Here is a 15622-nt window from a genome sequence, read left to right on the forward strand (position 1 = left end):
AGGAAACTAATTTCAATTGCTTTACAATGAAACTAGCTAACACGAAAGGGGAAAGAAAATTGGAGAAAAAATTATATTACATCGACGCTTATAAGAAAGACTTTACTACTAAAGTTATAAAACAAGAGCATGATACAGAAGGAAACTTATATGTTGTCTTAAATGAAACTGCATTTTATCCAACAGGCGGCGGACAACCACATGACACTGGAACTTTAAATGGTATTCCGGTAATTAACGTTGAAGAAGTAAATGGAGAAATTCGTCATTTCATAATAGAACAATTACATACAGAAGAAGTAGAAGGTAAAATAGATTGGGAGCGCCGTTTTGACCATATGCAACAACATACAGCTCAGCACATTTTATCCGCTGCTTTTTGGGATCACTTTAACATACCGACAATCGGGTTCCATCTTGGAAAAGAAACTATAACCATTGATTTAGAAACTGCCAATCTTTCTACAGAAACTGTTGAGAAGGCCGCACAAATTGCTAATCAAATTGTTTTTGAAAACCACCCTATTCGTATTAAATGGATGAACTTAGAAGAGGCCAAAGCATTACCCCTTCGCAAAGAGCCAACTATGACAGAAAATATACGGGTTGTTATCATCGAAAACTATGACTACAACGGTTGTGGTGGAACACACCCGAAACATACAGGTGAAGTAGGCCCTATTCAAGTACTAGGATGGGAGCGCAATAAAGGTGGTATACGCTTAACATTTATCGCTGGTTGGCGCTCTCTTAAATTAATGGGACAACATCAACAAATTATGAAAGATGTTTCTAAACAATTGAACAGTAGCGACACTGATATTCCAGCAAAAGTAGCACAACTTCTTACCTCTCAAAAAGAAAACGAAAAGGCAGTACAAGCAATGAATGAAAAACTATTATTTGTAGAAGCAAATGAACTATTACAACAACCTGCAGAAATATATGCTGGAACACTTATCTCTCGAGCATTTACAAATCGCTCTATGCAAGAAGTCGCAAAACTAGCTGCTATTATTACGGAACAACAAGAACACGCAATTACATATTTCGTTATTGAAAATGAGGAGAAATTACAATGTATTCTCGCTTGTGGTAAAGCAGTGACACTCGATATGAATACACTTTTAAAAGATTCCCTTCCTACAATTGAAGGCAAAGGCGGAGGCAATAAAAAGAGTGCTCGTGGTGGTGGGAAAGCAATTATGAGTGGGAACGAATTTTTAAATCAACTTGTTTCTTCTTTACAGTCAGAAGTGTAGATTATTTTATAAAGTGGATGTCATTGAACTGTGTGACATCCACTTCTCTTTTCTGCTTCGTGCACAGTAGTACAGTAGTACAGTAGTACAGTAGTACAGTAAATGAAATTATATGAACGATTCTATAAAAAATATCGATTTCCCAACAAAATACGACAATAAACACAACTTATAGAGTAAGAGGAGGCTGTTCTAAAATAACAGCCTCCTCTTATGTTTACAAACCAATATTTTGTTTTAACCCTTGATAACTTCCTGCGTTCAAGAACTTTTCAGATGCAAGTTTAATGAACTTCTCAGAAAAACCATATCTACTCAATTCTTTACGTAATATGTAATAAAGATGGACTAGCATCTGGTTTATCACAAACATAGAGTAGTCTCTTAATTTTAACTTCTAATCCGGTTTCTTCTCTCATTTCTCGAATCATCGCTGCTTCTAACGTTTCACCATTCTCTACCCTTCCCCCAGGTAAAGACCAATTGCGATTAGCAACTTTTTGCTTTACTAGCAATACTTTTTCATCTTCAATTAAAATTCCCGTAACACGAACTTGCATTACACTTTCCATATGTAATCTCCTCTTCCCGTTATATTTACAAATTAATCCTTCCACAAAAAGAACATATGTTTTATAATTAAAGAAAATTATGGAAGAAAGAAGTTGTTACATCTATGCGTCCACCTTTAACAAAGTCTATATCACTTGAAGATTTCCAAAACTTTTATTGGTTAAAAGCAGAACTCCAAACATTTTGTCGTGAGCATGGTTTGTCAGCTAGTGGCTCTAAGATTGAAATAACCGAGCGTATCTCACATTATTTACATACTGGTAAAATATTAAAAAACAGCTCTAGTCAAAAGGTGAGTAAAGCTTCCCTCTCTTATAAAGAACTTTCTCTTCAAACGATTATTACTAACAATCACCGCTGTAGCGAAGATGTTCGTTCTTTTTTCAAAGAAAAAATCGGAGCAAACTTCCGCTTTACAGTAGCTCTTCAAAAATTTTTTAAAGAGAATGTTGGAAAAACATATGAAGACGCGATAACGTTTTGGTATGAAGAAAACGAACGAAAAAAAGATCCTACATACAAAACAACTATCAGCGCGCAGTTTGAATACAATCGTTTCACTCGCGACTTTTTCGAAGATCCAAATAACAAAGGGAAATCAAAAGCTGATGCTATCGCTGCTTGGAATGAAATAAAAGCAAAACCTGGTAGTAATGCTTATATTCCTCAAAAAGTAGAAAACTAGTCCCTTTCTAGTTTTCTACTTTCTCAAATAATAGCGCAAGCCCTATTCCACCACCAATTCCTAACGTCGTAATTCCATATTTCATATGCTCTCTTTGTGCTTGATAAAACAAACGTGTCACAAGCATAGCTCCAGATGCACCGTACGGATGACCGAGCGCAATTGCTCCACCATTTACATTTAATTTTCCAAAAGGAATTTGTAACTCCTTTGCACAAGCAACAATTTTTGAAGCAAATGCTTCATTTATTTCAAAATAATCGATGTCCTCTACTTTCATATTCATTTCGTTTAATAATTTGTTCACCGCAAATATCGGACCAGTCCCTGGAAGATTGGGATCCACGCCAACTACAGCACTACGAACGAAACGAAGTACAGGCTTGTATCCTAATTTTCGGGCTTGCCCCTCTTCCATTACAAGAACAGCACATGCTCCATCATTTACACCGCACGAATTACCTGCCGTTACTGTACCATTTTTCAAAAATGCGGGCTTTGTTCTTTTAATCATTCTTTCATAATTCATTTCTCGTTTTATAGATTCATCTAATAATCCATTAAAATAATGAGGTAATATCTCTTCTTGTATATATCCTTTTTCTAATGCTTGCAGCGTTCTTTTATAGCTAAGACAAGCATATTCATCTTGCATCTCTTTTGTTATGTTATATTGCTCTGCAACATACTCAGCCGCCAATCCCATATCTGGATCCCCAATTGTTTCAGGTGAAAACCGCGCTCTATTTTGAAAAGGTGACGTACTTGTACTCTCTACGCCCCCAGCAATATAACAATTACCTGCATCCCCTTGAATAAAATGACACGCAGTACGAATTGCTTCCAATCCAGCTCCGCATTGCCGTTCAATCGTTACACCAGGTATATGATAACCAAGCCCAGCTTCTAAAGCAGATAATCTTGCAACATTACCTCCCGGTCCAACAACATTCCCTAATATAACATCGTCTATTTCTCTCTCAATTCCTTTACTTAAAAACGTAAGAAGCGGCGTTACTAATTGCTGAACTTCATAATCTTTCAACATCCCATTCTTCTTACCAATAGGTGTCCTTTTCGCTTCTACAATAACCGCTCTATTCATATATTCCCTCCAGGTTTTCAATCATATTTTTTGCTGCAATACGAGCGATTTTCCCGCTATTTGTATACGGTATTTCATTTACAAAATGCCATTCTTTCGGTATTTTAAACGAGGATAATCGTTGTAAGCAAAAACTTTTTAATTGTTGCTTCGTAGCACTTCCTTTTACGATGGCGACAGGTTTTTCACCCCAATAACTATCTTTCACACCAACTACAACTATTTCATCAACAGCTGTATGTTCATGTAATACACTTTCTATTTCTTCTGGGAAAATATTAATTCCTCCAAATAAAATCATATTCTTCTCTCTACCCACTATATATATAAAGCCTTCTTCATCTTGGTAGCCCACATCCTGCACTGTCATCCAGCCACCTTCGGACAATTGCGGGATTATAGCTCCATCCGATACATAGCCCATAAAAAATTGATCACTTTTCACATACACAGTTCCTATCTCACCTGTCTGTACTTCTTCTCCTGCTTCATTACATATTCGAACTTGTACATTATGACAAGGTTTCCCTACTGAATTCGGTTTTCTTTCACTCTCTTCATCAACCAATGCCGTTACAAAGCTTAGCTCAGACGCACCATAAAACTCATATCTTTTTGCATAAGGAAACACATTCTTCATCTTCTCTTTTGCTTCAGCTTCCCATTTGGCTCCTGACGAAATAATTTTCATTTCACTTTCAATTACTTTATTTTCTTTATACAAAGACTCAAGCATTGTAGGAACTGTATACATTACAGAAATATTCTCTATCCTTATACTAGATAGCACTTGAACTGGTACAAACTTTCTCATTATGTGTACCGTTTGCCCTAAAAACAATGCACTTACTGCCCCGTATAAGAAAAGAGAATGAACGAGCGTCCCAGCTATTAAAATAGAATTTTCCTTTTTCATATGAAAGTCATGTACATTACAATCAAAACTATGTACCCACGACTGTTGAGCACGTAAAAACGCTTTTGCTTTTCCAGTCGATCCTGATGTGAATCCCATATAAAAAGGAGCGTTTTGTACACTTTCTACAGGATTATATGTAGGAAGATAGTTCTCTATCATTCTTTTCCACTCATCAATTTCAATTACTCTTCCTTCTTCATCCGGTAGATCATTTACCTTATATCGCTCTGTCACAATCACATCCGGATTACTAATTGCAATTCTTTCTTTGAGCTCATCCTCTTTCCACTTTATATCTAACGGCACACAAACCCATCCAGCCATCGCGGAACCCGCAAATAGTTGTAAAAACTCCATACTATTTTCTAATACAATTGCTATCGTTTTATTCTGCGATTCTTTTTCATTCAACCAGTTTTCTACTTTACATACTGACTCAAACCAACCTTTATATGTTAATACTCTATCATTTTCTTTAATCGCTATTTTATTTGGTTGTAAAGAGGCATACTTTTTATATTCTTTTGTAATCCCCATATGAGACGTCCTTTCTTTACAAAATAATAAAAAGAAACACGCAAGTAACGTGTTTCTCCTTTTTCTTACCCTGCATTTGTAATTTTTTTATTCTTCAAAGCAGGCGTAATAATATGTTTCAATGAACGATGTAATTTCGTTACAAGAAATGCTGCTATAATCGCCTTTATGCAATCACCTGGTAAAAATACAACACTTACTTTCATCGTCTGCCATATAGAAACATCCATAAAGAAAGCTTGTACAATAATACCAAATACATAAACTACGAAAATACCACCAATTATATTAATACATAATACCTTTATAATAGAAACTTCACGTAAACGCTCAATTAAATAACCAATGACAAACGCTCCAACGATATAACCAAGTAAATATCCTGCACTCGGTCCAACAAATACGCCTGGACCACCGCGTCCACCAGCAAGTAATGGTGCTCCAACTCCAACTATTAGTAAGAAAATAAGCTGACTTAATGCGCCAAGGCGTGAGCCTAACAACCCGCCAGCAAGCATAACACCAAGTGATTGTAATGTAATCGGAACTGGTGTAATAGCAAGAGCAATTGGAGGTATTAACCCTAACACTCCCATAATAGAACTAAATAAAGCGACGAAAACTAAGTTTTTTGTATTCATATTTGCTTCTCCTATTTGTAAACTTAAAATGATTTTTAGGTAACATATTATAGGAGTTATATTATCTTTTCACTAGCTTTTTGTCAACTTATTTTTAACATTGGTTTACAAATATAAATTCAATTATTTCTCTTTATGCAAATGCTCAAGTTCTTTTCGAAGTGCCTGTTTTAAAAACTTCCCAACAGATGTTTTCGGTATTTCTTCCATAAATACAATATCATCTGGTAACCACCACTTCGCAAACTGCGGTTTTAAAAACTCATATATTTCTTCTTTTGTAACCGTACTATTTTTCTTTTGAACAACGCAGGCAACTGGGCGTTCTTGCCACTGCGGATGAGGAATTGCAACGACAGCCGCTTCAAATATAGCATCATGTGCCATTAAAGCATTTTCAAGATCCACTGAAGAAATCCATTCTCCCCCGCTTTTAATAACATCTTTCGTACGATCAACAATTTTCACGCAGCCTTCCTCATCAACTGTAACAACATCACCAGTATATAACCAACCGTCTCGGAATCCTTCGACAGTACGATCATCGTTATAATAGCTTTCAGCGATCCAAGGTGCTCGTAAACATAACTCTCCCATCTCAGTACCATCCCACTTCACTTCACCATTTGTACCGACTACTTTCATCTCTACACCAGGGACAAGATATCCTTGTTTTGAGCGGATTTCTAATTGCTCTTCATATGATAATTCTATTTCATAACTTTTTAAACGTGCAAGTGTTACGAGTGGGCTTGTTTCAGTCATACCATATGCATGTACGAAAGGAACATTATATTTTTGCTCAAATGCTTTAATAACGCTTTTCGGTGCAGCTGCACCACCGCATAATATTCTCGTTATACTAGATAAATCGTAACTATTATTTTCTAACTCTTGTAATACACCGAGCCAAATTGTCGGCACACCTGCTGCTATCGTTACTTTTTCAGCTTGAATCATCTCTAATAAAATTTTTGGAGTAAACATTGGTCCTGGCAGAACTTGTTTAGTTCCAAACCAAGTAGCTGCAAAAGGAAGCCCCCAAGCGTTCACATGGAACATCGGTACAATTGCCATCGCCGCATCACTTTCCGATAAAGCAGCTGTATCCGCTAAACCGAGTGCCATACAATGCAATACAGTACTACGATGCGTATATACAACACCTTTTGGGTTTCCTGTAGTCGCTGACGTATAACACATACCAGCAGGTGTATTTTCATCAATATCTTTTACAAATTGGAAAGTTGGATCGCCTTCTTCTAATAGCTTTTCATAATGATATACAGGTTCTAGCGTAGTATTGGGAAGTTCATCTTTATCAGTCATAATAATGTAGGCTTGTACAGTTGATAATTGTGATTGAATATTTTCAACAAGTGGTACGAGATCTTCATCTATAAGTAGAATTCGATCTTCTGCGTGCTGAATAATGTATGAAATATGTTGAGGAGATAAACGAATATTAATTGTGTGTAAAACGGAAGCAATACCTGGAATAGCAAAATACGCCTCCACATGTCGATGATGATTCCACGCTAACGTTCCTATACGCTCGCCTTCTTTAATTCCTAATTTTTTTAGCGCACTTGAAAGTCTTCTCGTCCTTTCACCTAACTGCTTATACGTTAACGTCGTAACTGTATCATGTGTCCGTGAAACAATTTCTTTCTTCGAAAACAGTTTCTCTGCTCTTTCCATCATAGAACTAATTGTTAGCGGTACATTCATCATCATATTGTTTATAGCCTCCCTTTAAAGCGTTTTCATTTCTGTATATTATAACAGACTCCTACAAATAATTACGATATTTTTCTGTATTTTCTGAATTATTTCTTTGGAAATAATTCAGAACGATAAAAAACATGTTTTGAATACATTGATTCGAAACATGTTTTTTATTTTTTATAAACTATCTACCTTTTTTCTTACTTTCTTTTTCATTTTAAAAATAAAACGATTACTGTATTCCTTATTTTCTACTAAAATTCGATACATCTCCCACACTCCTACAACACGAACAAAAAGATAGACTCCAATAGCAATAAGTACAACACAGTACGGATAATACTGCACTAATTCTCCTGAAGTGATATGCTTTTTCTCAAATAAAAATGGTATGGCTCCTGCTGCTATAAAACAAAATCCAACGATCATTACTGCAGCATACTTCTTCTTAATTACTTCATATCTTTTTGTCAATTCTTTTAGAAAGTTTTGATCAAATAGTAATTCTTCTTTTTTTAATACATTGTATCGACTCTCTTCTATCGTTACAGGTACCATCATCGCTCCAATTCCAAGGACAGCAATGATAATGACAAGGAATGTAGACATTGTTGCATTTTCTTTAAATAATAAATACGGTATTGTAGATAAAATAAGCAAACTAAACCCTAATGCGATATATTTAGAAATTTTTTGCCCATATACTATATACCCTTCTGCCATTTCCTTACTTACATAATAACCATGTTCCTTTTCATTACTTTGCTCAGCAGTTTCTTTTAATAAGTAATCAAGAGATACTTCAAATACATTTCCAATCATTATTAGTTTTTCGGTTTCAGGAAAACCTTGACCATTTTCCCATTTACTAACCGCTTGTCTTGTTGTGTTTAATTTCTCAGCTAACGCTTCTTGAGAAAGGCCTTTTTCTTTTCTTAATTTAAAAAGTTTCTCACCAAATCCCATATGTGTGTCCCCCTTTGTTTTCTTAACTAAATTATACGTAAAACATTGCTCCTATCTCTATCTTCCTACGGTTGCACTTTGTCAACTTACGGTTGCGATTGTGTTATATAGCGGTTTTGTATACGATTTAGCTGTTTTTCTTCTATAATTATGGCGTTAATAAAATAATTACTCTCAATGACCAATTATAACAATTAAAGGGAATTATTGTTATAAAAAAACCAAAAAAACTCCTATATTCATTTAAAGGAGTTTTCGTTATGAACCATTCTAAGATGACTACTTTTTCTTCTATATATTTTTCTGTTTCATGTAATGAATGATGAGCATCTCATACAGTATATGTTTTTATCTCTTTTTTAAGGCGTACTCATATATATGTAAAATGTCACTTATATTAAATTAACTTAATGTAAGATCTTTCGTATACGACGTTTTATATTACCACTTCTTAACAATCATAACGGCTTCTGCTTAAACCTTTCATAATTCCGTACCTTTAATGAAAGGATATTCCCGCAATCTGTACAAATATAAGCATCCACTGGTGAAGATGTGAACATCGTTTCCTTTTTCCGTATTTGTGCATAACCGATAAACTCACCTTCTCCTATGTTTTGAGAACCGCAATGAGAGCATGTCTGCACGTCTTTCTGTTTCATGAGAGCACCACCTTTAATCTGTTTCCACTCCCTTCGACAGTTCGCTTCCATTTCCCTTCCAAAAAACCTCTTATTCTCTTACATTTCAACAGGAATTTCAGAAGAAAAATCGTATATGTACTATGAACTATATTAATTGACGGAGGAATCGTATGAGTACAATTATGACAGTCAATACAGCACAAGAAATTGAAAACGCAGAAATACAGATGCTTTCTTCTAGATTAGAGGCACTACAAACAATAAGCGGCAACCCAATGCAAGTACAAACGAAAAAGTTCGGGAGTGCCACTGCCTTTTCATCAAAAATAATTGCTGGTCCTGCTTTTAACACAGTAAAAGGCGTTACCTTTACAAATACAGATGAGATAGATGAAATCATCGCTTATTATCAATCACTACAAATCCCTTGCCGTTTTGAAATTACACCAGCGCAAGGTGCAACTGAATTATTTCAATACTTATCTCAAAAAGATTTTTATCAATCTAACTTCCATACCGCTTTATATAGTTTACCAAGAGAAGACTCATCGCTGCTGCCTTCTAACATTTCAGTACGCCAACTAAAAGAAAATGAATTTGATATTTTTGCAGACATATATGTACGTGGATTTAACATGCCATCCTTTACAAAATATGGTGTGCACCAAAATAACGAAATTCTCTACAATAAATCCGGCTGGCATTTTTTCATAGCCGAAGTTCAAAACACACCTGCTAGTATAGGGGTACTTTATATAAATAAAGGTGTTGCTTCATTAGCTGCTTCTGCTACTTTGCCAGAATTTCAACGTAAAGGTTGTCATACCGCATTAATTCAAAAACGAATCGAGACCGCTGTTGCATCCAATTGCAATTTAATAGTTGGACAAGCAAGATTCGGTAGCGGCAGTCAAAATAATATGGAACGTGCCCATATGAAAATTGCTTATACAAAATCAATATGGACTGCGAAAGACATATAATTAACTTTCTTTTTCTTTCCATTACGAATGTATACATTTTATGACAATTACCTTTCTATCCTGTTACTCATTTGAATATTCAAACTAAATTTGTTACGCTATTACTAGATACATCATTCAACTTGCAATATGAAAAGAGAATTCTACTCAAACTACAAGGAGGAGAAATGTATGACTAAACATGATCATGGTTTAAAAGAAAAAGTAGAAGGTGTCATTGATAAGGTAAAGGGTGAAGTAAAGGAAGTTGTCGGGAAAGTAACTGACAATAAAAAATTACAAGCCGAGGGAAAATGGGATAAGGTGAAAGGCACTGCTAAAGATACTGTCGGTAATGTAAAAGAGAAAATACATGAATATAAAGAGAACAAATAAAAAAGAGCCACGATGTATGGTCGTGCAAGTAGTAAGTTACTAGATCTGAGAAGATTGTCAGCTACTCAAAAATGAAAATACAACCGAGAAAGTAAGAGAGTTTGTATTTTACATTTACCCATAAGATCATTTTAAAATGACAAATAGATGCCTCAAGGCATCTATTTGTCTATAAAGAACTATTTTACTTCTATTGTATAATTACCTAATCCTAATCACTCAGGTTTTTCCTTACTAACATTTTCTAACATAATGCCTTTGCTAGAGTATAAGATTACTTTTACATCTTACTTTGTGAAATTTGGTTTTAGGTCACCTGTATACGGTTCATGCTCAACAAAGATTTTTATATCTTTTCCATTCGCATCTTTCCCTATTCTTGTATACGTAAATTTATCTTTATTTAACTCTGTAAGTTCAAGGACCGCACCATATTTATTATTTCCTAACGAAACGTGAGCTCTTATTTTATTGTCATGTACAACATCGAAGAAACCATAATCCCCACGACTTATCCCTGTATTCATATTGAAAAACTCATATTTATTTGTATTTTTATCATATTTTGCTAGACTGATTAAGTTAGAGTTGTAGTTTGTTACATTATTACCCTGTTCATCTAATACCACTGTTCCGTTCCATAGAGTACTAGATAAGATTTCATCTCCATCAACGTCTGTAACTATTTTCCCCGTCGAGCTTTCTAAATTTTTATCAGGTCGGGTAAAAGAAAGCTCTTTTTCTTGATAAGGAACATGCTCAACAAATACTTCTACATCGTTCCCTTTTGCATCTTTCCCCATTCTTTTATATGTAAATTTCTCCTTGTCTAATTGCGTTAATTCAACAACTGCTTGATAATTTTGCGTTTCAGAAATTAACACTCTTTTCTTTCCATCGTTGGTTATAAAAAAGGTACCGCTATCATTACGACTCTCTCCTGTATTTGCATTAAAAAATTCATACCTTGCAGTTTTAGCATCATATTTTGCAAGCCCGATGAAATTTTGATTTTCTTTCGTTAAATCATTATGATCTTTGTCATAGACTTTTGTCCCTTTCCAGTTTGTTTCACCAAGTATACTAGCTAGTAGCTGCCCTTTCGTTTGTTGAGTTTCTTGTATTGCATTGTATAAAAATTGTGCATACTGTTCACGCGTCACATCCATACTTGGAGCGAATTCCCCTCCTCCTACTCCTTTTGCAATATTATTTGTTTGAACAGCACTAATTGCATTTCTTGCCCATGAGTTCGTTGAAACGTCATTAAAAGTATGATCACTCTTTGCCTTTAAATGAAAAGCATTTGTAAGAACCTGTGCCATTTCTGCACGTGTTAAGGATGCCTTCGGTCTAAAGTTCCCATACTCATCACCCTTAAAAACACCCATTTCTGTTAAAGACAAGATTTCCTTTATATAGCTTGTCGAATCTTCGCTTACGTCCCCATATAGGTTCTGATAATTTTTGTTTTCTGCCATATTAAAATAACGATACATTAAAGCTGCAACTTGTTCGCGTGTTACGTTATCTCCAAAACCAAATCTTCCATCATCATAGCCGAAAATAATTTTCTCACCTGTTAATTGATGAATCGCCTCATATGACCAGTGCCCCTTTGGAACATCTTTGAATACAACAGTATGATTCGTTTGTGGTGTAACCTCCTCTGCTTTCACCTCTCCATTTTTTTCACTTAATAGGCTTCCACCTAAAACTGCTGATATGATACATGTTTTTAAAATTGTTTTATTCATAGCTTCCCAATCCCTTCCTTCATTTAACAAAGAATTACACCCCCTTATCTTCCAAAAGAAGATTCTATGTGAGCAATTCATGTTTTAAATTTTGATTACAGCTAATTGGTTACACCTCCAAAGTTCTTTTTCGTAGTATCCATAGCTGTTATATATAGAAATTATAAATAGCAACTATAAATTGCCCATAAATAAATTATTAAAAAAAGATAAAATTAAGATAATATATTTTTAATCTCAATCAAAAAAACGTTATTCTTTCTCATGTAGCTTGTTAAGAAAGAATAACGTTTTTTTAATTCTAGGGTCCCTTTTGGAAAAAAAGAGGTTTATTTTATATGTCCAAAAACAATTTCACGGCCTTTTCCAAACAAAACATCGGAAAAAAGCCGTGGCATATACTTATTTTATAATTGACGGAAGACGACCAAAATAGCTCTTTTTATTTACCCTCATTCTTCTCTAACACATACAAATCTTCTTCAATATTCGTTAATTTCTCACTTACAAGTTTTCTTGCATCTCCAATTGCTTGATTGTATGCAAATGGTCCTACTAACTTTATCATTTCTTCTATTAAACGTTCTGCTTGGAAACGTCCAATCTCATCTAAATCTTCTTCAACGAAAAATTGCTGAATTTGTGCTACAAGCTCTTCTTTTTTATCAGTCGGTATTTTTATGTTCATCATCATTCGTTACTCCTCTATATTTAAGATAATACTTTTCTTAACTCTACCATAGAAAAGCGATTTCCTGGACAAGTTTTTGTAACCCCTTCTAACTCCCTATGGCCGAGTATATTTCCTTTCTCTATGGCAAACTGCTTCATAAACATTTTACATAAAGAATATAATGAATTCATTTGTGCAGTAGTTGGATCATATTTATCAAAATTCCCCGTCATACATATTCCAATTGTATCACTATTATTATCTTTCGCATGTGCTCCAATATGTAAACCTCGCCCTTCGACTACAGTTCCATCTTCTTCAATAAAATAATTGTAACCAATCCCGCTCCATCCTCTTACCTTTTGATGAAATTCGTGAGTTTTATACACATCCCAGCCATCTTCTGACGTATGGTGGATGATCAGTTTATTTACTTTTTCTAAAGGAACTAACTCATTTTGAAATGTTAAATTTGCACATTTAATTTCCATATGAACATCCTCCTCTTACAAATCGATCATAATAACTGTTTTATCATCTGGTCTTATTCTATTTTCTCCTTCTAACCTTTCAATGATTGCTACATATTCTTTTATACTATTTTTTCTTATATATGCTACAGTTTGTTCTAACGACCACTCAGGGTGAAACAATCCGTCTGAACAAATAAAAAGCCCACTTACTTCAGCTACCTGTAATTCACCATATTGTAAATAATCCATAGCTTCTTTCATCCCATTTGCAACTGAGTAGCCGTTTGGCATATTTGCAAGATAGCGATTGTATTTTAACTGCTCCCGAACATCTTGAAAAACGTGTTCCTCAGGTATAGGTAATCCCTTTTCTCTATCTTCCTCTCTCTTCTTTTTTGCACGTTTACTAATTCCTTGAACCGTATCTTTCGTTAATACTCTCATCGCTCCATTTTGAAGTATTGCAACGATCATACAATCACCTAACTGTGCATATTCAAGTTTTTCGCCTTCTATTTGAACTGCTGCAATACATGTACACCAAAGATGGTCTTTTTTTCTCGTATCAACCTTGTACTCTAGCATCTTGTTTTGCAATAATTCATTCGCCTTTGCAACTTCACCTTGTAAACTATTAATCTCCCGTAACGAAGTAAAATGACTTGCAAATAAATGCGAAGCGATGTATGCTCCATTATGTCCTTCTTCATCACAAAACGGGACGAGCGGAGTTGCTCCATCACATACACCGTAAATCATTTTATCTTCATTACAAAAAAATGAATCCTCACACTCTTGTTTTAAAGGACTTTTCTGTTGATATGTTGTTATCTTCATATCTGTATCCCCTCCCAATTTATCAAACACTCGAACTATTTAGATTAATCTAATTTTCCAAAATAAACTGTTTTCCCCAAAAACTTTCAATTTCATATATAATCTTGAAATAATATGATTATTTAGTGAAGGACGGGAAAGAGATGGTCAGATTTCTTGGTGTTATTTTTGGTTCTATTATTATCGCAATTGCCTTTAATCTTTTCCTTATCCCCCATAAAATTTTAAGTAGTGGAATTGGCGGAATTGCTATTATTTTAGGGATTGTAACCCCTGTAAACACAGGTATTATTAACTTTGTATTGAACTTACCTATCCTTATTTTAGGATACATAGGTCTTGGAAAAAAAGTAATTTTTAACACGGTTGTTTCTGTAATTGTATTATCTGTTGCATTATACTATGTTCCAGTAAAAGTCGTAGCAACAGATCCACTTTTATCATCTGTATTTGGCGGTGTCATCGCCGGAGCTGGTATTGGTCTTGTCTTTAACTGCCATGGTTCAACTGGTGGATTTGATATTATCGGTATGTTGTTATCTCGTAAGCGAGATATTAAACTTGGTGGATTCCTTATCGCATTAAATACTGTTGTTGTTGTCATTGCAGGATTTTTCTTCACTTGGGATGTTGCCCTTACAAGCTTACTTTCAATTTATGTAACTGGTAAAGTAATTGATGCCGTTCATACGAAACATCGTAAAGTTACACTTATGATTGTAACAAATCAAGCAGAAGAAATGAAAAAAAAGCTTCTTTCAACTGTAGTACGTGGAATTACGTTACTTGATGGTGAAGGTGCTTATTCAAACGAGAAAAAACGTGTACTTATGACAGTCGTTTCACGTGAAGAATTAGCAAGTATGAAACTAACGATTTCGGAAATTGATCCTCATGCATTCGTTAATATTACGGAGACTGTTGAAGTATTAGGATTGTTTAGAAAAGTGTAAAAAACTAGGTGGACCTTCACCTAGTTTTTATTTTCCATAAATTCAATTCGATTTCCAAACGGATCTGACACGTAAAATCTGATTACATCTGGTCGCGCATGATCATCTATTACTTCAATACCTTGCTTTATTAACCTTTGTTTAAATTCATTAATTTTCAAAACATAAAAAGCTGGATGCGCTTTTTTAGCTGGATTAAAATTTTGCTCAACTCCGATATGAATCTCTTGATTTCCACACTTAAACCAACACCCACCACGCTTCTTTAATTCCTCTGGCTTTGGGATTTCCACCATACCAATTTTATTACCATAAAATTCTCGTGCTTCTTCTTCACATCCTACTGGCGCCGCTACTTGTACATGATCAATTCCTTGAATATAATTTTTCATATTCCTTCCCCCTCTTCTATTCTAATGTTATAACGAAAATACATTCATGTAACTTAGAAAATATTAATAAAGCAATATAAGATTCTCTTATTACTACCCTTTTTTACCTTCCACTAAAA

The 15622-nt window shown here is 34.7% G+C and carries 16 protein-coding genes and 1 pseudogene; 5 read left to right on the plus strand and 12 right to left on the minus strand.

From position 1 onward, the window contains the following. The first annotated feature begins 59 nt into the window (after positions 1-59). Complete coding sequence (locus JFU23_RS05885; protein WP_201031586.1) at positions 60-1262, plus strand: alanyl-tRNA editing protein; 1203 nt, start codon at positions 60-62, stop codon at positions 1260-1262. A 217-nt stretch (positions 1263-1479) separates the two neighbouring features. Here JFU23_RS05885 and JFU23_RS05890 read toward each other — a convergent pair. After that, positions 1480-1834 (minus strand): annotated as a pseudogene (locus JFU23_RS05890) (NUDIX hydrolase). A 104-nt stretch (positions 1835-1938) separates the two neighbouring features. Between JFU23_RS05890 and JFU23_RS05895 the strand changes: the two are divergent. Then, a complete protein-coding gene (locus JFU23_RS05895) occupies positions 1939-2520 on the plus strand; it encodes a DUF6434 domain-containing protein (RefSeq protein ID WP_002033539.1) in 582 nt (193 codons plus the stop codon). A gap of 7 nt (positions 2521-2527) precedes the next feature. On the opposite strand, the gene JFU23_RS05900 is transcribed toward JFU23_RS05895, so the two are convergent. From JFU23_RS05900 to JFU23_RS05925, 6 genes are all read right to left on the minus strand, one after another. Next, positions 2528-3625 (minus strand): acetyl-CoA C-acyltransferase, encoded by a 1098-nt coding sequence (locus JFU23_RS05900; protein ID WP_201031587.1) that lies wholly within the window; start codon positions 3623-3625, stop codon positions 2528-2530. Then, a complete protein-coding gene (locus JFU23_RS05905; protein ID WP_201031588.1) occupies positions 3618-5081 on the minus strand; it encodes an acyl-CoA synthetase in 1464 nt (487 codons plus the stop codon). Before JFU23_RS05905 ends, JFU23_RS05900 begins: the two co-directional genes overlap by 8 nt. A gap of 65 nt (positions 5082-5146) precedes the next feature. Beyond that, positions 5147-5722: a biotin transporter BioY gene (locus tag JFU23_RS05910; RefSeq protein ID WP_201031589.1), complete on the minus strand. Its 576-nt coding sequence runs from the start codon at positions 5720-5722 to the stop codon at positions 5147-5149. 123 nt (positions 5723-5845) lie between these two features. Then, complete coding sequence (locus JFU23_RS05915) at positions 5846-7459, minus strand: long-chain fatty acid--CoA ligase (RefSeq protein WP_201031590.1); 1614 nt, start codon at positions 7457-7459, stop codon at positions 5846-5848. A gap of 168 nt (positions 7460-7627) precedes the next feature. Then, the gene (locus JFU23_RS05920; protein ID WP_201031591.1) at positions 7628-8416 is read right to left on the minus strand and encodes a helix-turn-helix domain-containing protein; all 789 of its coding nucleotides are present in this window, start codon (positions 8414-8416) and stop codon (positions 7628-7630) included. Between the two features lie 458 nt (positions 8417-8874). Continuing rightward, on the minus strand, positions 8875-9078 hold the full coding sequence (locus JFU23_RS05925; RefSeq protein WP_033708017.1) for a hypothetical protein: 204 nt from the start codon (positions 9076-9078) through the stop codon (positions 8875-8877). 152 nt (positions 9079-9230) lie between these two features. Here JFU23_RS05925 and JFU23_RS05930 point away from each other — a divergent pair, with 152 nt between their 5' ends. Together JFU23_RS05930 and JFU23_RS05935 are read left to right on the plus strand one after the other, a co-directional pair. Beyond that, on the plus strand, positions 9231-10043 hold the full coding sequence (locus tag JFU23_RS05930) for a GNAT family N-acetyltransferase (protein ID WP_201031592.1): 813 nt from the start codon (positions 9231-9233) through the stop codon (positions 10041-10043). Between the two features lie 171 nt (positions 10044-10214). Beyond that, positions 10215-10418, plus strand: coding sequence for a CsbD family protein (locus JFU23_RS05935; protein ID WP_201031593.1), 204 nt, complete (start codon positions 10215-10217; stop codon positions 10416-10418). 287 nt (positions 10419-10705) lie between these two features. On the opposite strand, the gene JFU23_RS05940 is transcribed toward JFU23_RS05935, so the two are convergent. The 4 genes from JFU23_RS05940 to JFU23_RS05955 form a co-directional block, all read right to left on the minus strand. Next, positions 10706-12175, minus strand: a complete 1470-nt coding sequence (locus JFU23_RS05940; RefSeq protein ID WP_201032262.1) for a DUF4822 domain-containing protein — start codon at positions 12173-12175, stop codon at positions 10706-10708. A 442-nt stretch (positions 12176-12617) separates the two neighbouring features. Continuing rightward, positions 12618-12869, minus strand: coding sequence for a DUF2164 domain-containing protein (locus tag JFU23_RS05945; RefSeq protein ID WP_002087817.1), 252 nt, complete (start codon positions 12867-12869; stop codon positions 12618-12620). 17 nt (positions 12870-12886) lie between these two features. After that, positions 12887-13339, minus strand: a complete 453-nt coding sequence (locus tag JFU23_RS05950) for a peptidoglycan recognition protein family protein (RefSeq protein ID WP_012261413.1) — start codon at positions 13337-13339, stop codon at positions 12887-12889. 15 nt (positions 13340-13354) lie between these two features. Beyond that, complete coding sequence (locus tag JFU23_RS05955; protein WP_201031594.1) at positions 13355-14158, minus strand: protein phosphatase 2C domain-containing protein; 804 nt, start codon at positions 14156-14158, stop codon at positions 13355-13357. A 143-nt stretch (positions 14159-14301) separates the two neighbouring features. Between JFU23_RS05955 and JFU23_RS05960 the strand changes: the two genes are divergently transcribed. After that, positions 14302-15111 carry a YitT family protein gene (locus JFU23_RS05960; protein ID WP_000251329.1) on the plus strand — a complete coding sequence of 270 codons (810 nt, stop codon included), beginning with the start codon at positions 14302-14304 and terminating at the stop codon, positions 15109-15111. A gap of 20 nt (positions 15112-15131) precedes the next feature. Here JFU23_RS05960 and JFU23_RS05965 read toward each other — a convergent pair whose 3' ends face one another. Next, a complete protein-coding gene (locus JFU23_RS05965) occupies positions 15132-15503 on the minus strand; it encodes a VOC family protein (RefSeq protein WP_201031595.1) in 372 nt (123 codons plus the stop codon). Between the last annotated feature and the right edge of the window lie 119 nt (positions 15504-15622).

The organism is Bacillus sp. TH50 (assembly GCF_016650565.1).
Classification (GTDB): Bacteria; Bacillota; Bacilli; order Bacillales; family Bacillaceae_G; genus Bacillus_A; species Bacillus_A mycoides.

Coding starts and splice junctions, on each gene's coding strand:
- JFU23_RS05895 (WP_002033539.1), top strand. CDS start 1,939: ATGCGTCCACCTTTAACAAAGTCTATATCACTTGAAGATTTCCAAAAC.
- JFU23_RS05900 (WP_201031587.1), bottom strand. CDS start 3,625: ATGAATAGAGCGGTTATTGTAGAAGCGAAAAGGACACCTATTGGTAAG.
- JFU23_RS05905 (WP_201031588.1), bottom strand. CDS start 5,081: ATGGGGATTACAAAAGAATATAAAAAGTATGCCTCTTTACAACCAAAT.
- JFU23_RS05910 (WP_201031589.1), bottom strand. CDS start 5,722: ATGAATACAAAAAACTTAGTTTTCGTCGCTTTATTTAGTTCTATTATG.
- JFU23_RS05915 (WP_201031590.1), bottom strand. CDS start 7,459: ATGATGATGAATGTACCGCTAACAATTAGTTCTATGATGGAAAGAGCA.
- JFU23_RS05920 (WP_201031591.1), bottom strand. CDS start 8,416: ATGGGATTTGGTGAGAAACTTTTTAAATTAAGAAAAGAAAAAGGCCTT.
- JFU23_RS05925 (WP_033708017.1), bottom strand. CDS start 9,078: ATGAAACAGAAAGACGTGCAGACATGCTCTCATTGCGGTTCTCAAAAC.
- JFU23_RS05930 (WP_201031592.1), top strand. CDS start 9,231: ATGAGTACAATTATGACAGTCAATACAGCACAAGAAATTGAAAACGCA.
- JFU23_RS05935 (WP_201031593.1), top strand. CDS start 10,215: ATGACTAAACATGATCATGGTTTAAAAGAAAAAGTAGAAGGTGTCATT.
- JFU23_RS05940 (WP_201032262.1), bottom strand. CDS start 12,175: ATGAATAAAACAATTTTAAAAACATGTATCATATCAGCAGTTTTAGGT.
- JFU23_RS05945 (WP_002087817.1), bottom strand. CDS start 12,869: ATGATGATGAACATAAAAATACCGACTGATAAAAAAGAAGAGCTTGTA.
- JFU23_RS05950 (WP_012261413.1), bottom strand. CDS start 13,339: ATGGAAATTAAATGTGCAAATTTAACATTTCAAAATGAGTTAGTTCCT.
- JFU23_RS05955 (WP_201031594.1), bottom strand. CDS start 14,158: ATGAAGATAACAACATATCAACAGAAAAGTCCTTTAAAACAAGAGTGT.
- JFU23_RS05960 (WP_000251329.1), top strand. CDS start 14,302: ATGGTCAGATTTCTTGGTGTTATTTTTGGTTCTATTATTATCGCAATT.
- JFU23_RS05965 (WP_201031595.1), bottom strand. CDS start 15,503: ATGAAAAATTATATTCAAGGAATTGATCATGTACAAGTAGCGGCGCCA.